The sequence below is a fragment of the Methylobacterium aquaticum genome, assembly GCF_001043915.1.
Taxonomy (GTDB): Bacteria; Pseudomonadota; Alphaproteobacteria; order Rhizobiales; family Beijerinckiaceae; genus Methylobacterium; species Methylobacterium aquaticum.
Genome location: NZ_LABX01000140.1, coordinates 1 through 19,000 on the forward strand (window position 1 = coordinate 1; position 19,000 = coordinate 19,000).

20 protein-coding genes are annotated in these 19,000 nt (G+C 71.9%); 8 read left to right on the forward strand and 12 right to left on the reverse strand.

The features are described from left to right. Positions 1 to 256: 256 nt before the first annotated feature. Positions 257 to 1,111, reverse strand: coding sequence for an extensin family protein (locus VP06_RS18060; protein WP_245291225.1), 855 nt, complete (start codon positions 1,109 to 1,111; stop codon positions 257 to 259). A gap of 139 nt (positions 1,112 to 1,250) precedes the next feature. Between VP06_RS18060 and VP06_RS18065 the strand changes: the two genes are divergently transcribed. Then, on the forward strand, positions 1,251 to 3,308 hold the full coding sequence (locus VP06_RS18065) for a M3 family metallopeptidase (RefSeq protein ID WP_048465173.1): 2,058 nt from the start codon (positions 1,251 to 1,253) through the stop codon (positions 3,306 to 3,308). Positions 3,309 to 3,489: 181 nt separating this feature from the next. Here VP06_RS18065 and VP06_RS18070 read toward each other — a convergent pair whose 3' ends face one another. Genes VP06_RS18070 through VP06_RS18080 form a run of 3 tightly spaced genes read right to left on the reverse strand, consistent with a single transcriptional unit; the run spans position 3,490 to position 6,346 of the window. Continuing rightward, positions 3,490 to 4,236 carry an ABC transporter permease gene (locus tag VP06_RS18070; protein WP_048465174.1) on the reverse strand — a complete coding sequence of 249 codons (747 nt, stop codon included), beginning with the start codon at positions 4,234 to 4,236 and terminating at the stop codon, positions 3,490 to 3,492. Then, complete coding sequence (locus VP06_RS18075) at positions 4,233 to 5,387, reverse strand: ABC transporter permease (RefSeq protein ID WP_082167474.1); 1,155 nt, start codon at positions 5,385 to 5,387, stop codon at positions 4,233 to 4,235. The genes VP06_RS18070 and VP06_RS18075 overlap by 4 nt, the downstream gene beginning before the upstream one ends. Continuing rightward, entirely contained in the window at positions 5,384 to 6,346 is a 963-nt protein-coding gene (locus VP06_RS18080) for a glycine betaine ABC transporter substrate-binding protein (protein ID WP_245291226.1), read from the reverse strand. Before VP06_RS18080 ends, VP06_RS18075 begins: the two co-directional genes overlap by 4 nt. A gap of 164 nt (positions 6,347 to 6,510) precedes the next feature. Between VP06_RS18080 and VP06_RS18085 the strand changes: the two genes are divergently transcribed. Continuing rightward, positions 6,511 to 6,897: a response regulator gene (locus tag VP06_RS18085; protein ID WP_048465176.1), complete on the forward strand. Its 387-nt coding sequence runs from the start codon at positions 6,511 to 6,513 to the stop codon at positions 6,895 to 6,897. 561 nt (positions 6,898 to 7,458) lie between these two features. On the opposite strand, the gene VP06_RS18090 is transcribed toward VP06_RS18085, so the two are convergent. The 3 genes from VP06_RS18090 to rsmI form a co-directional block, all read right to left on the reverse strand. Further along, positions 7,459 to 7,674 (reverse strand): hypothetical protein, encoded by a 216-nt coding sequence (locus VP06_RS18090; protein ID WP_048465177.1) that lies wholly within the window; start codon positions 7,672 to 7,674, stop codon positions 7,459 to 7,461. A gap of 91 nt (positions 7,675 to 7,765) precedes the next feature. Next, on the reverse strand, positions 7,766 to 8,152 hold the full coding sequence (locus tag VP06_RS18095; protein WP_156295666.1) for a YraN family protein: 387 nt from the start codon (positions 8,150 to 8,152) through the stop codon (positions 7,766 to 7,768). Then, complete coding sequence (gene rsmI, locus VP06_RS18100; protein WP_048465188.1) at positions 8,136 to 9,101, reverse strand: 16S rRNA (cytidine(1402)-2'-O)-methyltransferase; 966 nt, start codon at positions 9,099 to 9,101, stop codon at positions 8,136 to 8,138. The genes VP06_RS18095 and rsmI overlap by 17 nt, the downstream gene beginning before the upstream one ends. A 332-nt stretch (positions 9,102 to 9,433) precedes the next feature. Here rsmI and VP06_RS18105 point away from each other — a divergent pair, with 332 nt between their 5' ends. Then, the gene (locus VP06_RS18105; RefSeq protein ID WP_156295667.1) at positions 9,434 to 10,591 is read left to right on the forward strand and encodes a penicillin-binding protein activator; all 1,158 of its coding nucleotides are present in this window, start codon (positions 9,434 to 9,436) and stop codon (positions 10,589 to 10,591) included. Here the strand turns inward: VP06_RS18105 and hemW are convergent, their stop codons facing one another. Genes hemW through VP06_RS18120 form a run of 3 tightly spaced genes read right to left on the reverse strand, consistent with a single transcriptional unit; the run spans position 10,592 to position 12,464 of the window. Beyond that, on the reverse strand, positions 10,592 to 11,755 hold the full coding sequence (gene hemW, locus VP06_RS18110; RefSeq protein ID WP_048465180.1) for a radical SAM family heme chaperone HemW: 1,164 nt from the start codon (positions 11,753 to 11,755) through the stop codon (positions 10,592 to 10,594). Positions 11,756 to 11,802: 47 nt separating this feature from the next. Continuing rightward, positions 11,803 to 12,114 carry a YkgJ family cysteine cluster protein gene (locus VP06_RS18115; protein ID WP_245291227.1) on the reverse strand — a complete coding sequence of 104 codons (312 nt, stop codon included), beginning with the start codon at positions 12,112 to 12,114 and terminating at the stop codon, positions 11,803 to 11,805. Then, a complete protein-coding gene (locus tag VP06_RS18120) occupies positions 12,111 to 12,464 on the reverse strand; it encodes an acyl-CoA thioesterase (protein ID WP_245291228.1) in 354 nt (117 codons plus the stop codon). Before VP06_RS18120 ends, VP06_RS18115 begins: the two co-directional genes overlap by 4 nt. 256 nt (positions 12,465 to 12,720) lie before the next feature. Here VP06_RS18120 and VP06_RS18125 point away from each other — a divergent pair, with 256 nt between their 5' ends. After that, the gene (locus VP06_RS18125; protein WP_048465181.1) at positions 12,721 to 13,089 is read left to right on the forward strand and encodes a hypothetical protein; all 369 of its coding nucleotides are present in this window, start codon (positions 12,721 to 12,723) and stop codon (positions 13,087 to 13,089) included. Between the two features lie 36 nt (positions 13,090 to 13,125). Here the strand turns inward: VP06_RS18125 and VP06_RS18130 are convergent, their stop codons facing one another. Together VP06_RS18130 and VP06_RS18135 are read right to left on the reverse strand one after the other, a co-directional pair. Further along, the gene (locus VP06_RS18130) at positions 13,126 to 14,409 is read right to left on the reverse strand and encodes an ArgE/DapE family deacylase (RefSeq protein ID WP_048465182.1); all 1,284 of its coding nucleotides are present in this window, start codon (positions 14,407 to 14,409) and stop codon (positions 13,126 to 13,128) included. Positions 14,410 to 14,510: 101 nt separating this feature from the next. After that, a complete protein-coding gene (locus VP06_RS18135) occupies positions 14,511 to 16,082 on the reverse strand; it encodes a GMC oxidoreductase (RefSeq protein ID WP_048465183.1) in 1,572 nt (523 codons plus the stop codon). Positions 16,083 to 16,223: 141 nt separating this feature from the next. On the opposite strand from VP06_RS18135, the gene VP06_RS18140 reads away from it, so the two are divergent. From VP06_RS18140 to VP06_RS18155, 4 genes are read left to right on the forward strand one after another with little or no spacing between them, the layout of a single operon-like run. After that, the gene (locus tag VP06_RS18140; RefSeq protein WP_048465184.1) at positions 16,224 to 16,694 is read left to right on the forward strand and encodes a DoxX family protein; all 471 of its coding nucleotides are present in this window, start codon (positions 16,224 to 16,226) and stop codon (positions 16,692 to 16,694) included. Further along, entirely contained in the window at positions 16,691 to 17,137 is a 447-nt protein-coding gene (locus VP06_RS18145; protein WP_048465185.1) for a cupin domain-containing protein, read from the forward strand. The genes VP06_RS18140 and VP06_RS18145 overlap by 4 nt, the downstream gene beginning before the upstream one ends. A 4-nt stretch (positions 17,138 to 17,141) precedes the next feature. Next, entirely contained in the window at positions 17,142 to 18,044 is a 903-nt protein-coding gene (locus VP06_RS18150; RefSeq protein ID WP_048465186.1) for an SMP-30/gluconolactonase/LRE family protein, read from the forward strand. Further along, complete coding sequence (locus VP06_RS18155; RefSeq protein WP_053081901.1) at positions 18,041 to 18,949, forward strand: VOC family protein; 909 nt, start codon at positions 18,041 to 18,043, stop codon at positions 18,947 to 18,949. The genes VP06_RS18150 and VP06_RS18155 overlap by 4 nt, the downstream gene beginning before the upstream one ends. Positions 18,950 to 19,000: the final 51 nt, after the last annotated feature.

Consider the following 19,000-nt stretch of genomic DNA (forward strand, 5'->3'; position numbering starts at 1 on the left):
AAATCCTGTCCCCGCAACCAACCACACGACAAACCCCGCTCAGGCTCGGCCGGCGGGGTTTGTCGCGTGGTTGTGGCACGGTCGCGTGCACTCCGCTCAATATCAAGGTCTCTCAATCGTTTGGCGGCTTGCCTCGCAGGCGTTGTCGCAGCCATTCGTGTCGCCTCTCCTCGAGAATCCTGACGGTGGCCACCTGAGCGCCGGCCGTGGCCGCCGTCACGGAAGGGCCCGCTCCCGGTCCCGGATCCGTCCGTGTTCACTGGCACAGGCGATGGCCGGCCGGGCGCTCGCGCTCGTCGAGGTGGAGATGGGTGGCATGGGCGGCGTCCGAGCCGGGGCCAAGCACCGTGCGGAAGAAGCCGCAGGCCCGAGCCCGAATGGCGGCCTCGAACGCCGCCTCCGGCGTGCCCTCCCGCGCCGCGCCCACCGTCACCGGTGCCCGGCCCTCGAAGGTGAAGCCCGTCACGTCGATCCCGTTGGCATAGGCGTGCTCGCTGAGCTTGGCAGTCGGGTCGTGGTTCTGGCCGCGGCACTCGTAGGAGCCGCCGATCTGGACTGTTCGGGGCACCGTCGAGAGCGTGCGCGCGGCGATCTCCCGCACCTCGGTGCTCCAGCGGCCGAGCGCCTCCGCGGCGACGCAGGTGAGGGTGGCGGCCGGCGCCAGCGGAACGCCGTCGGGCAGCGCGGTCACCCGTAGGGGCCGGGCCGCGCCGCACAAGCCGTCGGAGAGCGGCGCCACCGGCTCGGCCTTGACCCCGAGGCGTTCGAGCCGGCGCAGGCAGGCGGTGTCGTCGGGCACGATCGTGGCGGGGGTCGGGGCTGGGCCGGAGGGCAGGTCGGCGGGCCGCTCGGGCGGCAGCGGCGCCGGTCCCGGTGTGTCTTTGGGCGTCTCGCTGGGGGCCGCATCCTTGACGGCCGGGTCCTTCGCCGCGGAGTCCTGGGCACCGGAGCCTTTGGACGTCGGATCCTTGGCCTCCTCCGGCCGTGGCGGCGGCAGCGGCACCGCATGGGCCGGGATCCGGCTCAGCGGCGCCTGGGCGCCGGCGGGACCGGCCAGGACGACGCCCCCCACCAGCGTGGCAAGGATCCGCCCCGTCATCGTCCCCGGCATGGCGCGCCCCCCGTTCGGCTCCTCAACGGGCGGGCAAGCGCGGCCGTTCCCGCGCCTCTTGCCGCTCGCGCCCGTTGCCACGCTTGCGCCCCGCGCCCGAGGGTCTATCGTCGCGCGCCCTTCGAGCGAGAGGATCAGCATGCGCGGCGTCACGGCGGAGCACGAGCCCAACCCCTTCTCCGAGCCGGCCTGGACCACGCCCCACCGGCTGCCGCCCTTCGAGCGCATCACGCCCGCGCATTACGAGCCGGCCTTCGATCGGGCGCTGGCCCAGCACGTCGCCGAGATCGAGGCGATCGCCGGCAACCCCGAGCCGCCGACCTTCGCCAACACGATCGAGGCGCTGGAGCGCTCGGGCCAGGCCCTGCGGCGGGTCTCCTCGACCTTCTTCAACCTCACCGGCAGCCACACCAACCCGGAGCTTCAGGCGGTGGAGCGGGCGGTGGCGCCGCGCCTCGCCCGCCACGGCAGCGCGATCTACCTCAACCCGGATCTGTGGGCGCGGGTCGCCGCCATCGGCGAGGAGGGCCTGAGCGACGAGGCGAAACGGGTGCGGGAGCGCTACCGCCTGCGCTTTCGCCGCGCCGGCGCCGAGCTGGATGCCGAAGCCAAGGAGCGGATGGCCGCCATCGCGGCGCGGCTCGCCGAACTCGGCACCCAGTTCAGCCAGAACCTGCTCGCCGACGAGGGCGCCTTTACGCTGGAACTGACCGGCGAGAACGACCTTGCCGGCCTGCCGCCGTTCCTGCGCGCCGCCGCGGCGCGGGCCGCCGAGGAGCGCGGCCTGCCTGGCCGCCACGTCGTCACCCTGTCGCGCTCGCTGATCGACCCGTTCCTGGTCTTCTCGACGCGGCGGGATCTGCGCGAGCGGGCCTATGCCGCCTGGCTCCGCCGGGGCGAGACTGGTGGTGAGACCGACAACCGGGCGATCATCACCGAGACCCTGCGGCTGCGCGCCGAGCGAGCCCGCCTCCTCGGCTACACGAGCTACGCCGCCTACCGGCTCGACGACACGATGGCGGGCAGCGCGGACGCCGCGGTCGGGCTCCTGGAAGAGGTCTGGGCCCCGGCCCGCCGCCGGGCCGAGAGCGAGCGCGACCGGCTCCAGGCGCTGGCCCGCGAGGACGGGCAGACCTTCGACCTCGCGCCGTGGGACTGGCGCCACTATGCCGAGCGCCTGCGCCGGCGCGAGCACGACCTCGACGAGGGCGAGATCAAGCCGTACCTGTCCCTCGAGGGCATGATCCAGGCCGCCTTCGACACGGCGCATCGTTTGTTCGGGCTCTCCTTCGCCGAGTTGTCGGACGTGCCGCGCTACCACCCGGAGGTGCGGGCCTGGGAGGTCGCCGATCGGGACGGGCGGGTGATCGGCCTGTTCCTCGGCGACTACTTCGCGCGGCCCAGCAAGCGCTCGGGCGCCTGGATGAGCGGCTTCCGCTCGCAGGAGCGCCTGACCGGCGCGGTCACGCCGATCATCGTCAACGTGATGAACTTCGCCAAGGGGGCCGAGGGCGAGCCGGCTTTGCTCTCCTTCGACGACGCCCGCACGCTGTTCCATGAATTCGGCCATGCCCTGCACGGCCTGCTCTCGAACGTGACCTATCCGATGCTCGCCGGCACCGCGGTGGCGGGCGACTTCGTCGAGCTGCCGTCGCAACTCTACGAGCATTGGCTGGAGCAGCCGGAGGTGCTGCGGGCCCATGCCCGCCACTACCGCACCGGCGAACCGATGCCCGAGGACCTGCTGCACCGGCTGCTCGCCGCCCGCACCTTCAACCAGGGCTTCGCCACGGTGGAATACACGGCGTCAGCCATCGTCGACCTCGACCTGCACCTGTCGCCCGAGGCCGAGACCGGCATCGATCCGCTGGCCTTCGAGGCCGAGTCGCTGCGCCGCATCGGCATGCCGGCCGAGATCGCGATGCGCCACCGCACGCCGCATTTCCAGCACATCTTCGCCGGGGAAGGCTACGCGGCGGGCTATTACAGCTACCTCTGGTCCGAGGTGCTGGACGCCGACGCCTTCGATGCGTTCCGGGAGGCCGGGAACATCTTCGATCCCGCCACCGCCGAGCGCCTGCGCACCTACGTGTACGGCGCCGGGAACCTGCGCGACGCCCGCAGCGCCTACACGGCCTTCCGCGGCCGGCTGCCGAGCACCGCGCCGCTGCTGCGCAAGCGCGGGCTGGCGGCGTAATACCACCGGCCCAAGATGCTGACGCATCGGGCCGATGAATCATCTCACGTTTTCGATACGAAGCCAAAGGCTGAGCGGAAATTGGAGAACGGAACCAAAGGTCGTTTTCTTTCGACCGCTGGTATAACACCAACCGCCTCGCCGATCCCGGTCCCGCCCCGGATCGGCGAGGCCGCCGACCTCACGATGACCGTCGCACCAATCGGCTCACGCCCGCCGCTGCGGCAAGCCAGGCTGCATCCGTCAGGAAGGCCAGCGCCGCTGCCGCGGCCGCCCCCTGGATCAGGGCCAGGGTGTTCTGGGTCTGCAACCCGACCACGATCGGCGTGCCGAGGGTCTGGGCACCGGCGAGCGCGCCGATCGCGGCGGTCGCCACCGCCAGCACCAGCACCACCCGCAAGGCGTCCAGGATCGGCCCGGCGGCGAGCGGCAGCTCGACCCGCACGAGAATCTGCGTCGGGGTGAGCCCCATCCCGATCGCCGCCCTGCGCACCTCCTCCGGCACGGTGGCGAGGGCGCCCACCGTCCCGCGCATCACCGGCATCAGGCCGTAGGCGGCGAGCGCCAGCAGGATCGGCGGCGCACCGAAGCCGAGCACCGGAAGCGCCAAGGCCACGATCACCACCGGCGGCGCGGCCTGGGCGGCGGCGGCCAGGGTGTCGAGGGTGGCGCGCAGGGAGGCACCGGCAGCGCGGGTCGCCAGGATGCCGAGGGCGAGCCCGGCTCCGCCCGCGAGGAAGAAGCCCGCCAGCGCCAGGGCGAGATGCTGCCGGGCGAGCCAGGCGAGGCGCCCGGCCGGCACCGGCATGCCGGCCTGGAGGCCGAGGACCCGGACCACGAGGCCGGCGACCTCCGGCAGGCTGAGCCCCGCGAGGCATGCGGCCACGACGAGGGGCACGAGTGCACGGGTCATCCGGTTGCGGGTCATGCCGGTCGCTCCCCGGTGCCGGCGAGGAGCGCGAGCCCGGCATCGGCCACGAGGGCGAGGCCGATCACCGGGAGGGCGCCGAGCAGGATCAGGTCCTGGGCGAACTGCGCCATGCCCTCGAAGACCAGCGCCCCGAGCCCGCCTGCCCCGACGAGGCCCCCGAGCGTGGCGAGGCCGACGCTCTGCACCGCGGCGACCCGCACGCTGCCGATCAGGACCGGCGCGCCGAGCGGGAGCCGCACCCGCAGCAGCACCTCGCGCGGCGTGAGGCCGATCGCCCGGGCGGCGGCGAGTACGTCGGGATCCGCCGCCGCGAGGCCGGCGGCAAGCCCGCTCACCAGCGGCAGGCACAGATAGGCGGCGGTGCCGATCACCGCCGGCACCGGGCCGATGGCGGAGAGGCCGAGGCTCCTGAGGGCCGGCACCAGGGCGAGCAGGCCCGACAGCCCCGCCACCAGGGCGGCGAACAGCGCGAGCGCCGGCACGACCTGGATCCCGCTCACCAGCCCGTCGACGAGGCGCGCAGCCGGCCCGTCGCGCAGGCGCAGGAGCGCCAGGGGCACGGAGACCACGAGGGCGATCAGCAGCGATGCCGAGGCGAGGCCGAGATGCTGCACGATGGCCCCCGCCACGGCCCCCGCCCGCGCCCGGTACTCGACCGCGAGCGACAGGGATTCGAGGAGGCCCGCCCCCGCGATGATGATCGAGAGGCCAAGGAGGAGCAGGGCGGCGGCAAGGCCGCCCCGGCGCGGCAGGACGGCCCGCGCCGCCTCCCCGGCGAGCCCCGCGAGCGCCAGCAGGGCGAGCCATCCGCCCGAGCCGAGGGCGGCGCGCGCGGCCGGCTTCTGGCCCGCGAGGAGCCCGGCGGCGCCGTGCCCGAGGCCGGCGAGCAGCAGGCCCCAGGCGATCAGCGCCGCCGCGAGGGCGGCCAGGCCGCGCCAGGGCCGCGCCGTTCCGGCGAGCAGCACCGCCGACCCGACCGCGAGGGCGCCCGCCACCGCCCCGGCAAGGCCGGTTCCGACGGGTACGCCCGGCACCAGGCGGTTCGGCGCCAGGGTGAGGAACGGCAGGCCGGTGAGGGCCGCGGCGGCGAGGACCGCCATCGCCGCCGGGAGCCAAGCCGTCGACCGATTCGGGATGTCCACAATCATGGCGTCAGGGATCCGAGGTAGCGGTGGGCGACCGCCTCCGGGGTGTCGCCCTCCACCGCCACCTCGGCGTTCAGCCGCCGCAGGGTCGGGAGGTCGAGGCCGGCGAAGAGGCGGTCGAGGGCGGGGGCGATGGCCGGATGGCGATCGAGGACGGCGTGGCGGATCACCGGCGCCGGCTCGTAGACGATCTGCGCGCCGGCGGGATCGCTCATCACCACCACGTCGAGGGCCGCGATCGCCCCGTCGGTGCCGTAGACCATGCCGGCATTGACCCCGCTGATGCCTTGCGCGGCCGCCCGCAAGGTGACGGCGGTGGCGCCGCCGGGCAGCATCACGATCCGCTCCCGCGGCATCACGAAATCGTAAGCCTGCTCGAAGGACGGCAGGGCCGCCGGACTCTCGACGAACTCCGCCGAGGCGCAGAGTTCGATCAGATCGCGGCGGACCGCACCGGCGAAATCCGCCATCGTGGCGAGGCGCTCGGCCCGGGCGAGCCCGCCCTGCACGGCGATCTGCCAGGTGTTGTTGGCCGGCGCTGGCGTGAGCCAGGCGACGCCGTTCCTGGCGTCGAACGCCTTCGCCGCCGCATAAGCCGTCTCCGCCCGGCGCCAGACCGGATCGGCCGCGGTGCCGGAGAAGAACGCGGCGTTGCCGGTATATTCGGGGTAGAGATCGATCTCGCCCGCGGTCAGCGCGGTCCGCACGATGCGGGTCGGCCCGAGCTGGAGCCGGGCCGTCACCGGCACGCCGAGGCGCCGCAGCACCATCACGATCAGGTGGCCGAGCAGGGCGCCCTCCCCATCGACCTTCGAGGCGACGACGACCGGCCGCTCGGCCCGCGCCGCGCTGGACGAGAGGGCCCATCCGGCGAGTCCCCCCGCGATCAGGGCCCGCCGGTTCAAGGGGTGGGGAGTATCGGGCCGCCGCTGCATCGCGTCCCAGGTCCGTGCGCTTGACATGTCTGGCGTTCCGGGCGACGGCTCACCGGCACCGGTCTTGGCTGCCGGCGCGGACTCGCCTGGGTTGCGGGCGGATGGAGCCCCTGACGGTCGAGCGGTCGCCGCCACGGCAGGGACAGGTCGGTCGGGCCTCGATACGGGGCGTTGAGGGAAAGAACTCCGGCGTGGGCACGGACACAAGCGAAGACCTCCTGAACGGTGCCCGCGTCCTCGTGGTGGAGGACGAAGCGGCGATCTCGATGCTGTTGGAGGACATGCTGCTCGATTTCGGCTGCGAGGTCGTGGGTCCGGCGGCCCGGCTGAGCAAGGCGCTCGAGATGGCCGAGAGCGAGAGCTTCGTGGTCGCGATCCTCGACGTCAACGTCGCCGGCGAGCCGATCTACCCCGTCGCCGAGGCGATCGTGCGCCGTGGCCTGCCGCTGGTCTTCTCGACCGGGTATGGCGGCGCCGGCATCCGCGAACCCTTCCGCGACCGCCCCGTGGTGCAGAAGCCGTTCAGCCAGCAGGATCTCAAGCGCACTCTGATCGCCGCGATCGCGGCGGCGGGCTGAGGCGCGAGCCCCCGGGGGCGGTCGTCGGATCAGTGCGCCGGATGCCGCCGGCGTGGGACGCGCGATCCCGTCGACGGCCGGGCGCTCAGTGACAGGCATGACGGGGCCCGGGCGTCTCGCCTCATCGACAGATCCCGGGATCTGCAAGCGACGGACGATGTCGGGCAGGCCCGCCGTCTCGCGGTAAGAGGACGTCATCGACCGTGTCGTCGATGACACGGGCGGAGACGAAGCCGGAGCGCGGGTAAGGGGGCTCGACGAGGGAGACTCCTCCGGAATCACCCTCGGCTCACGCCTCGCTGCGTTCCCTGAACGGGACCGCACTCCACTCGGGAGAGGGGATCCTGCGCCCAGACCTGGAGCGCTTCACGATCGCGTTGCCATCGCGAAGCTTCTCTATCTCTTTGATTTTGCCGCATTGTCTACGACGAACCGGTATCCACTTCGTCGGACAATGCTCGAGAACCGTAACATCAAAAACTTACGGATTTCTTCCTTTGAGGCGGGATGCGCGACGCCCGCCGTGTTCTCACATCACGTCACCCTGAAGCGGCAAGCCCCTCAGCGCGCGATCCGCTGCGACGCAGCAACGGCCCGCTGTTCAGTGGGCTTGCGGGTGTCGGCCGCTTCCTGCGCCTCGACGCGGCGCTTGAAGGCGCCCCAGGCCATCAGCGTGCAGCCGCAGCCATCGCACTGGATCATCGCGTCGTCGGTCAGATCGGCCGGCAGACGCACCCCCGGCGAGCCGCAGGACTCGCATCCAAAACCGCTGCGCATTGCGTGCCCTCTCACCCTCGCGACCTCATCACGGCCGCAAGCTTAGGCATGTTGCGCTGCACGCGAGATGAACGAAAGTGGGTAATCCGGATTAACGGTCCATCTCGAGCGTGAAGGCCGAGACGACGTGCCGGGGCCAGCGGCCCGGCGCCACGAACACCGCGTCCGCCCGCAAGGTGAGCGCGGCGCTCCACGGCTCCCGGGCGATCCAGGCCCGGACGGCGCGGGAGAACAGGCGGCGCTTGCGGGCGTCGATCGACACGAACGCCTCCTCCAGGGTCGGCCGCGCCTTGACCTCCACGAAGGCGACGACGTGGCCGCGGCGCACGATCAGGTCGATCTCGCCGCCGCCGACCGAGACGCGCCAGGCCAGCGGCCGGTAGCCCTTGAGGAGGAGGGCGAAAGCGGCGAGCCACTCGGCCCGCCGGCCGCGGGCGAGGTGGAGCCGGCGGCGCGCGGCGTCAGACCTCGCCGGCATCGTCGGCGCGGCGGGCCAGCACCAGGGCGCGGGCATAGACCTCGCGCCGCTTCAGGCCGGTCTCGTCGGCGACGAGGCTGGCGGCGTCCTTGATCGAGTGGCGGGCGAGCGCCGCTTCGATCCGGGCGTCGAGATCGGCGTCGGCTTCCGGGCCCGGCGCGTCCTCGGGCGCGGTGCCGATCACCACCACCACCTCGCCCTTCGGCGGGCCGGAGGCGGCATACTCGGCGGCGAGCCCCGCGAGGTCGCCGCGGCGCACGGTCTCGAACAGCTTGGTCAGCTCGCGCGCCACCGCGGCGGGGCGGGCGCCGCCCAGAACCTCGGCGGCGTCCGTCAGCATCTCGGGCAGGCGGTGGGGCGCCTCGAACAGCACCAGGGTACCGGGCACCCCCGCGAGCACCGCGAGGCGGTTGCGCCGCGCGCCGCTCTTCTGCGGCAGGAAGCCTTCGAAGAAGAACCGGTCGGTCGGCAGGCCCGCGGCGACCAGCGCGGTGATCGCCGCCGAGGGGCCGGGAATCGGGGTGACGGACAGGCCCGCCTCGATCGCCGCCTGGACCAGCTTGAAGCCCGGATCCGAGACCAGCGGCGTGCCGGCATCCGAGACCAGCGCCAGGGCCTCGCCGTCCTTCATGCGGGCGATCATCCGCTCGCGCACGCTCTCCCCGGAATGCTCGTGATAGGCGAGGAGCGGCGTGGTGATGCCGTAATGGGCAAGCAGCGTGCGGGTGACCCGCGTATCTTCCGCCAGCACTGCGTCGGCGGCGGCCAGCGTCGAGAGCGCCCGGAAGGTCACATCCTTCAGGTTGCCGATCGGCGTCGCCACCACGTGCAGGCCGGGGGACAGGGGCTCGGCCTCGGCGGCCAGGCCGAAGGCGGTATAGACGGCCGGACCCCGACCGGCGGCGCGGTCGGGGGAACGGCGGCGGGAATCGTCGCTGCGCTGGGTCATCGCCGCCACATTGCCACGGCTCGGCCGCGCGACGCCATGGCGCGGCGCAGGGGAGCGGTCGTTTACTTTTCGGCGGCAGACTTTATGCACCGGGCACGGATGTTGCTGTAGGTTGCCGTCGCCGCGGCGCGGGAGCCGGATCGGGGGAGCGGGCGATGGGGGGCATCGGCCTCGACACTCTGAGGCGTCTCATGCCAACGGTCGTTGGAAACGACCTTTGGTGCCGTTCTCGAATTTTCGCTAAGCCTCTGGTGTGGCATCGAAAGTTCGAGATGGGTCAACGGCCCGATGGGTCAGCGTCGTGGGCCGTTGGCATCAGACGGAGCGCCGTGATGCTCGCCGTCCTGTCGGGCCTCGCCGCCTGCGGCGGGGTCGACAGCCCGGTCGTCGCCACCCGCACCGCGCCGCCGGTCGAGGCACCGGCACCGGCCGGCGACGCGACGGTGCTGGGGTCCGGCAGCGTCAAGGTGGCGCTGATCCTGCCGCTCTCCGGCCCCGGCGCCGCCGTGGGGGCGAGCCTGCGCAATGCCGCCGAGCTGGCGTTGCAGGAATCGCAGAGCCCCGACCTGACGATCCTGGTGAAGGACGACCGCAGCACGCCGGACGGCGCCCGGGAGGCGGCCGCCGCCGCGCTCGCCGAGGGGGCCGAACTCGTCGTCGGCCCGCTCTTTGCCGCCACGGTCCAGTCGGCCGCCACCACGGTGCGGCCGACCGGCAAGCCGGTGATCGCCTTCTCGACCGATGCCAGCGTGGCGGCCCGCGGCGTCTACCTGCTGAGCTTCCTGCCGCAGACGGAGGTCGACCGGATCATCGACGAGACCACGGCGTCCGGGCGGCGCTCCTTCGCGGCCCTGATTCCGGACACGGTCTATGGCCGCGTCGTCGAGGCGCAGTTCCGCGAGGCGGTGGCCCGCCGCAGCGGCCGTGTAGTGGCGATCGAGCGCTATCCCGCCGGCAATCCCGCCGCGTCGATCGGGCGCCTCGCCCCGCTCATCGCCGGGCCCGCCGCGCAGGCCGACGCGCTGTTCCTGCCCGACACGCCCGAGGGGCTGAGCGCCGCCGGCCCGGCCCTGACCCGCGCCGGCTTCAACCCGGCCCGCGTCAGGCCGGTCGGCACCGCGGTGTGGAACGATCCCCGGGTCTTCGCGCTGCCGGCCTTCCAGGGCGGCTGGTTCGCCGCCGCCGATCCGGCGGGCTTCACCGGCTTCAGCCAGCGCTACCGAGCCCGGTTCGGGTCGGATCCGGTGCGGGTCGCGACGCTCGCCTTCGACGCAGTGTCCCTCGCCGCGGCGCTGAACCGCCAATACGGCTCCCAGCGCTTCACCGACACCACCCTCACCAACCCCTCGGGCTTCGCCGGGATCGACGGCACGTTCCGGTTCCGCCCGGAGGGCCCCAGCGACCGGACGCTGGCGGTGTTCGAGATCCGCGGCGGCGGCGCGACGATCGTCAGCCCGGCGCCCCGGGCGCTCGGGCCCTCGGGCACCTGATCACGCCGCGAGCTCGGCCACCACGGCGTTGAGCACCGGGGCGCCCTTCGGTGTCGCGGCGATGCGCTCGCCCGGTATCCGCGCGACGAGCCCGGCCGCGACCAGCCCGGCGATGCGGTCCGGATCGAGGGGCCGTCCCGCCAGCGCGGCGTAGCGGGCGGGGTCGATGCCCTCGCGCAGGCGCAGGCCCATCATTAGGAACTCGTCGGCTTGATCGCCCGCGCTCAAGGACTCCGTCTCGACGATGCCGTGGCCCTCGCCCTCGGCCCGGGCGAGCCAGGCTTCCGGGTTGCGCTCGGTGGAGGTGCCGGTGCGGCCCCCGGGCAGGACCAGGCGGCCATGGGCGCCGGGGCCGATGCCCGCATATTCGCCGTAGCGCCAGTAGAGCAGGTTGTGGCGCGATTCGGCGCCGGGCCGGGCGTGGTTCGAGATCTCGTAGGCCGGCAGGCCGGCCGCCTCGCAGACCTCCTGCGTCACGTCGTAGAGGATCCGGGCCGAGTCGTCGTCCGGCACCGTGAGCTTGCCGGCGGCGGCAAGGCCGAAGAACGGCGTCCCTTCCTCGATGGTGAGCTGGTAGAGCGAGAGATGCTCGGCCGCCCGGGCGATCGCGCCGCGCAGTTCCGCCGCCCAGGCCGCGGGCGTCTGGTGGGGGCGGGCATAGATCAGGTCGAACGAGTACCGGTCGAAATGGGCGGCGGCGGTCTCCACCGCCCGCATCGCCTCCTCGGTGCTGTGCAGCCGGCCGAGCGTCTTGAGCGAGGCGTCGTCGAGGGCCTGGACCCCGAGGGAGACCCGGTTGACCCCCGCCGCCCGGTAGCCGCGGAAGCGGCCGGCCTCGACGCTGGTCGGATTGGCCTCCAGGGTCACCTCGATGCCGGGCGACACGCTCCAGGCCCCCGCCACCGCATCGAGGAGCGCCCCCACGGTCTCGGGCTCCATCAGCGAGGGGGTGCCGCCGCCGAGGAAGATGCTGGTGACGGTCCGCCCCGGCGCGAGGGAGGCCGCATGGGCGATCTCCCGCGCGAAGGCGGCCCGCCACCGCGCCTGGTCGAGGCGCGTGTGGCGGACGTGGCTGTTGAAGTCGCAATAGGGGCACTTCGCGGCGCAGAAGGGCCAGTGCAGGTAGACCCCGAAGCCGACGTCCCGGGTCGGATGATCGATCATCTGGCGGATGTGCCGGTGCGGGGCCGCGGATGCAAGGGGCCGGGACGTCAGACCGGCAGGCCGTGATGCCGCCGAGCGATCAGGCATTCCGGGTCGCCGGGCTCGCAGGTGCGGCAGACTTCGGGGCGCACCGCGTAGACCTTGCACGCCACGCGCTCGCCGATCCGGCCGTCGAGGGCGCTGCATCGTTCGCCCTCGCAGCGCATCCGCCCGGCCGGATCGTCGACGTAGATCGCCGGGATCCGGGCGATGTCGGCGTCGTCCTCGGTGCTGAACCGGGGCCACTCGGCCGAATAGGCGCAGCAGGCCCCGCATTCCTGGCAGGCGAACGGCGCCGGGTCTGGAAGAGCCAGGGTCACGGGCTCAGGCCCGGCGCCGCCGGCGGGATCGGGCGCGGGCGTCCCTCGTCGTCGATCGCCACGAAGGTGAACACGCCGACCGTCACCTTCTCGCGGGTCTGGGTGCGGAAGCGCCGGGCCCAGGCCTCGATCTGGATCCGCATCGAGGTGCGGCCGGTGCCGACCACCTGGGTGTAGACGCAGAGCACGTCGCCGACCCGCACCGGCCGCAGGAAGGTCATGCCGTCGACCGCCACCGTGACGACGCGCCCCTGCGCCCGCTCGACCCCGGCGATGCCGCCGGCCTGGTCCATCTGCGACATCACCCAGCCGCCGAAGATGTCGCCGTTGGCGTTGGTGTCGGCCGGCATGGCGATGGTCCGCACCGTCAGGTCGCCCTGCGGCCGCTGTGCCGCCGGGTCCGCGGCACTCGTCACGCCGTCCGTCTTGACCTCACCCGTCGTGACGTCACCCGTCTTGGCCATGCGGCTCCCCCTGGTCTCCCGCGCGAGCATAGGGCATCGAGACGCCGGAGCGCGAGCGCCCGAATCGCCGAACGCCCCGTGGTTTCATCCCCGGGCGAACGGACCTAGACTCGGCCGCACGCCATCAGCCGGAGGACGCATCATGATCCAGGGCCACCCCACCAGCGGCGCGGAAGCGGACCGCGACTGCCCGGTCCCCCTCGCGACCCTCGGGGAGATCTACCGGGCCGAGCCGGAGGACCTGCCGGACCTCCTCGACGCGCTGCCGGTGCAGACCCGTGCCAAGCTCGCCGGCTATCTCTACGCCAAGAGCCACACCCACAAGCTCGGCCTCACCGTCGCCCGCACCTGCGGCAAGGACGATCTGGTGAAGGCGTTGGGCGAGATCGGCGCCGTGGTCCACGGCCAGGCCCACCTGCCGCCGCCCAAGACGGTCCAGGCCGCCCCGGCGGCGCCCCAGGCCCGCAAGATCAGCCTGGGCGGATCGGGGTCGAAGCGCAGCTTCGATTGACCGGAAGGCGGGCCCCGTCCAGGGCCCGCCCTCCTCTCAGACGGGTTCGGTGCCGCACCACTCGGCGACGAACAAAGCCATCGCGGTGGTGATGCGCTTCAACGAGGCGAGGCTGACCCGCTCGTCGAAGCCGTGGATGTTCTCGCTCTTCGGCCCGTAGCAGAGCGCCGGCACCCGGTCGTAGAGGGCATGGACCCGGGTATCGAGGTAGCCGGCGGTCATGAAGCTCTTGAGCGCCGTCCCGGTCGCCGCCTCGTGCGCCCGGCCGAGCACCGCCTCGGCCTCCGATCCCTCCTCCAGCACGTAGCCCTCGGCGAAGAAGCCGTGGAAGGTGACGCTCGGCGGGCTGTTCGACAGGAAGGCGTCGTCGCGGGCGAAGGCCGCCACCGCCGCCTCGATCTCGCGGGCGGCCTCCGCCGCGCTCGTGCCCGGATAGAGCGCGATGCGGCAATCGATCCGGCACCAGGCCGGCACCGAGGAGGCCCAGTCGCCGCCCTCGATCCGCCCGATATTGAGGTTGATCGGGTGCGCCTCGTCCTCGAAATGCGGGCGGCCGGCCTTGTCGGCGTTCCAACGCTCTTCGAGGGCCCGCAGCGCCCCGATCACCCGGTAGGCGGCGTCGATGGCGTTCGCGCCCGTGCCCATCTCGCGGACATGGACCGGCCGGCCCCGGACCTCGACCCGGAACCACAGCACGCCGGTATTGGCGCGCACCAGCATCTCCTCCTCGGGCTCGGGGATCAGCACCGCATCGGCGCGGTAGCCGCGCAGATGGGTCATTAGGGCACCATTGCCGGTCGATTCCTCCTCGACCACCGATTGCAGGGTCACGGTGGCGGCCGGCTGGAGGCCGATGCGGCGCAGCGCGTCGAGGGCGAACAGGTTGGCGGCGTGGCCGGCCTTCATATCGGCGCCGCCGCGGCCATAGAGCCAGTCGCCCTCCACCACCGGCGCGAAGGGCGGATGGGTCCAGAGGTCGGCAGGCCCCGGCGGCACCACGTCGACATGGGCCTGGAGGATCAGCGAGCGCCCGCTTTCCTCCCGCGGCCGGTGGATGCCGACGACGATCGGCGCCTCGGAATGCTCCGGGCTGAACCTCGCGCCGCCGGGATGCGCCTCGATCTCGGCCCGGTCCATGGCGAAGCGGTCCATGGCGTAGCCGCGATCGCGAAACGTGCGGAAGACGAAGTCCTGGACCGCCTGTTCCTCGCCGCGCGTCGAGGGGAAGCGCATCAGCGCCTGGGTATGGGCGATCTGCTCGGAAAAGTTCTCGGCGACGGCGGCGGCGATACGGTCACGCAAGGCGGGGTCCAGGGGCATCGGGGGCTCCTTCGGGGGGCGGTCCGTCATAGCCCGGACGGGCGTGCGGCACCTATGCGTGAGGCACGGGCCGTCGCGCGCTCCGCGAAACAGGTCGGAGCCTACGCCCCCAGCCGCCCGATGATCTGGTCCGCCACCCGCAGCGCATTGGCGATGATCGTCAGCGTCGGGTTCACGGCGCCGATCGACGGAAAGAAGCTTGCATCGGTGACATACAGGTTGTCGAGTTCGTGCGCCTTGCAGTCGAGGTCGAGGACCGAGGTCGCGGGATCGGGGCCGAAGCGGAGCGTCCCGGCCTGGTGGGCGGTGCCGCCGATCGGCACGTCCTTGCCGAGATAGAGCGAGCGGTCGAACAGGTGCGGGTGGATGTCGAGCTTGCCGCAGAGGTCGCGCAGCTTCGCCTTCAGCCGGTGCAGGGCCTCCGCGTTGGTCTCCGTCAGGTCGAGCCTCACCTGTCCACCCTCGTAGAAGATCCGGTTCTCCGGGACCGGCAGGTCCTCGGTGGTGAGCCAGAAATCGAGGGAATGCGCGGCGATCCAGTCGAACGGCTTTTCCGGGAACCATTGCAGGAAGCCCGGCAGCCCCTCGCCGCGGATCTGCACGCCGTCCGACTTGCCGACCATCTGGATATGGCCGAGGGGAAACTCCCAGTCGTCGGCGCCGAAATAGAAGTCATTGAGGCCCAGCGTCTTCTGGAACCGGGTCGGGTTCGGGGTGCGCGAGATGGCGAGCACGGTGGCATTGTTATGCCGCATGTAGTTGCGGCCGACCTGCCCCGAGCGGTTGGCCAGCCCCTGCGGATGGGCGTCGCTGGCGGAGCGCAGCAGGAGGAGGGCCGAGGACAGCGCACCGCAGGCCACCACCACGATGTCGCCGGTGAAGACCTCGGTCGCCTCGCCGCTTTTGACCTCGACGCCGGTGACCGTCCGACCCGCCGGATCGGTCAGGAGCCGGTCGACGTAAGCGTTGGTCATCAGGGTGAGGTTCGGGTGCGCCGCGAGCGCCGGGTCGACGCAGGTCACCTGCGCGTCGGCCTTGCCGTTGGTGATGCAGGGATAGCCGTCGAAGGCGTCGCAGCGGATGCAGGCGGAATGCGGCAGCGGCGCGCCGTCGCGCTCCTCCAGCCGCACGCCGACCGGCAGGTGGAAGGGGTGATGCCCCTCGCGCTTGAGCCCGTCGAACAGCTCCTGGATCCGGGGCTCGTGGGTGACCGGCGGGTAGGCGTAGGGTTTCGGGGCGGGCGGCTCTGTCGGGTCCTCGCCGCGCAGGCCGTGGACGTAATAGAGTTCCTCCGCCGCCTGATAGTACGGCTCGAACACGTCGTACTTCACCGGCCATTCCGGCGAGATCCCGTCCGGGTGGCGGATCGGATAAAAATCCTTCTCGCGCAGGCGAAGCAGGACGGAGCCGTAGACCTTGCTGTTGCCGCCGACGCAATAGTGTAACCCGGGATGGAAGCTGGAGCCGTCGGCGCCATACCAGGTTTCGGGGGCCTGGTAGCGGGCCTCGACGAAGACCGCCTGGCTGTCCCAGTTCTCCCGCTCCCGCGGCAGGTAGTCGCCGCGCTCGAGCAGCAGGATGCGCTTGCCGGTCTGGGCCAGCCGCCACGCCATGGTGCCGCCGCCGGGCCCGGAGCCGATGACGACGACGTCGTAATGCCGGTTCCCGGTCATCGGCGATCCCTTTTTCTGCGGCAGGCGCGGGATGATGCAGGGCCGTCTGGCCGTGCCAGGGAGCATATGGCGGGGCTGGCGCGGACGTCGATGCGCCCCACTTAGCTTTTCGCACATGCACAACCGGCAGTGGGGATCCGGATGGCCAGCTTCAGCATCGCGGTCGCCTTCGGGGTGAGGCTCCTCCTGGTGATGCTGTTCCTGCCGTTCAGCGCCCTCGACAAGATCCTCAACTTTCGCGGCGCCGTCGGGCAGGCAAAGCAAGCGGTCCATGCGACCGGTCCGGCGACCGCGCTGATCCTGATCGGCGTCTTCGTCGAGATCGTGATGTCGCTCGGCATCCTCACCGGCATCGCCGATCGCTTCGCCGCCTTCGTGCTCGCCGGCTATTGCGGCGTCACGGCACTCCTCTGGAAACAGTTCTGGGCACCGGGCGATTTCTGGTCCGGCGGCAAGGGGCGGGAGCTTTTCTGGGACTTCTGGAAGAACCTCGCGCTCGCCGGCGGGTTTCTGCTCGTCACCTTCGGCACCGGGGCGGCGACGGTCGAGACGTTCGTCTCGGACCCCTTCGCCTCGTCCAAGCCCTACAGCCTCAGCGAGACCGCCCGATGAGCGACCAGACGCCTTCCGTTCCCTACTGGCACCTCTGGGCCGATGCGGACGGGATCAGCCACCAGACGGCTTGCGCCTTCACCGAGTTCGAGGAGAAGTCGATGTCGCCGCCGGCCCCGCCGCAATGGCAGGGGCAGAAGACCCATGACGGCGCCACCGTGTTCGTGACCGTGCAGCCGGTCGGCTGGACCGGCGACTGGCACCCGAACCCGAAGCCGCAATGGATCATCCCGCTCTCGGGCCGCTGGTTCGTCGAATCGATGGACGGCACCCGGGTCGAGATGGGACCGGGCGAGATCTCGTTCGGCGAGGACCAGAACGTCCGCGAGGTCGACGGCAGGAAGGGCCACCGCTCCGGCACGGTCGGGACCGAACCGGCGGTGCTGATGATCGTCCAATTCGACACGCCCCCGGCCACCGGGGCCGCCTGCCGGTTCCGGTGACGCCATGGACGGGTTCGAGATCCACGACGCGCGCTTCGCGCACTACATCCTGGGCAACGCGCCCTTGGAGGAACTCGGCTCCGGCTTCCGCTGGATCGAGGGCCCGGTCTGGATGGGCGACGCCGATTGCCTGCTGTTCCAGGACCTGCCGCGCAACCGCACGATGCGGTGGATCGAGGGCGCCGGTGTCTCGGTCTACCGCCAGCCCTCGCACTACGCCAACGGCCAGACCCGCGACCGGCAAGGGCGGCTGATCGCCTGTTCGCATCGCGGCCGCTGCCTGTATCGCACCGAATACGATGGCACGGTCACGACGCTCGTCGACAGCCATGCCGGCAAGCGGCTGAACGCGCCGAACGACGTGGTCGTGAAGTCGGACGGGACGATCTGGTTCAGCGATCCGGTCTACGGCATCTCGAACGATTACGAGGGCGGACGCCAGACCTCCGAGCAGCCCCCGGCCCTCTACCGCTTCGATCCGCGGACGAACGAGATCCAGGTCATGGCCGGCGATTTCGACGGGCCGAACGGCCTCGCCTTCTCGCCCGACGAGCGCCGGCTCTACGTCGCCGAGACCGGTGACCAGTCGAAGACGAACCCGCGCCAGTATATCCGGGTCTTCGACGTCGCGTCCGACGGCGCTTTGTCCGGCGGCGCCATCTTCCACACGATCTCGCCCGGCTATTGCGACGGGATGCGGGTCGACGAGGACGGCAACGTCTGGTCGAGCGCGGCGGACGGCGTGCATTGCCTCAGCCCGGAGGGCAAGCTGATGGGCAAGATCCTGGTACCCCACCGGGTCTCGAACATCACCTTCGGCGGGCCGGTCAAGAACCGCCTGTTCATCGGCGGCTCGCACACGCTTTATTCGATCTTCCTCGATCGGCGCGGGGTGCAGACGCCGTGAGCGTGCTTCGTCTCGCCCGTATCGCCCTGAACGCGACCGATCCGGAGCGTCTCGCGGGCTTCTATCGCGAGGCTTTGGGCTTCACCGATGGCGAGGCGCCGCCGGCCTCGGATTTCTCCGCCGTGACCGGCCTCTCCGGGGCGCGGACCGTCCCGTTACGTCTCGGCGACCAGAGTCTCGACCTCGTGTCGGTGACACCGGCCGGCCGGCCCTATCCGGGCGACGTACCCGGCTTCAGCCGGTTGTTCCAGCACTGCGCGATCATCGTCTCCGACATGGCGGCGGCGTGCGCCCGCCTGTCGTCGCATCCGGGCCGGCGCTTGATCTCGACCGAAGGGCCGGTGCGGCTGCCCGCCTCCTCGGGCGGCGTGACGGCGTTCAAGTTCCGCGACCCCGAGGGCCATCCGCTCGAACTGCTCGCCTTCCCGCCGCAGGCCATGCCCGAGACCTGGCGCGGGCGCGAGGCCAGCGGCCCCTGCCTCGGGGTCGACCATTCGGCGATCTCGGTCGCCGACACGGCCCGCAGCGTCGCGTTCTACGAATCCCTCGGCCTGCGCGTGGCGTCGCGCTCGCTCAATACCGGGCCGGAACAGGCCCGCCTCGACGCGGTCGCCGACCCGGTGGTCGAGGTGACGGGCCTCGGCTTCCCCGATGGACGGCCGCCCCATGTCGAGCTGCTGTGCTACCGCGGCAGCCCATCCCGATCGGCCCCCGCCCTCGCGGTGAACGACATCGCGGCGACCCGCCTGGTGATCGCGATGACGGATGGCGACCTCCTGGCGAGGATCTGCGCCCTCCATGCGGGGCATCTCCTCTCGCCAGGGCCGGTCCCGCGGCCCGGAGGCGGCAGCGATGCGGTGCTGCGCGACCCTGACGGGCATTGGCTGTGGCTGACGGCGGAATGACGGAGAGCGGGACCGCCCCCGATCATCACGGCTCCTCCCCCCGCCTGTCCC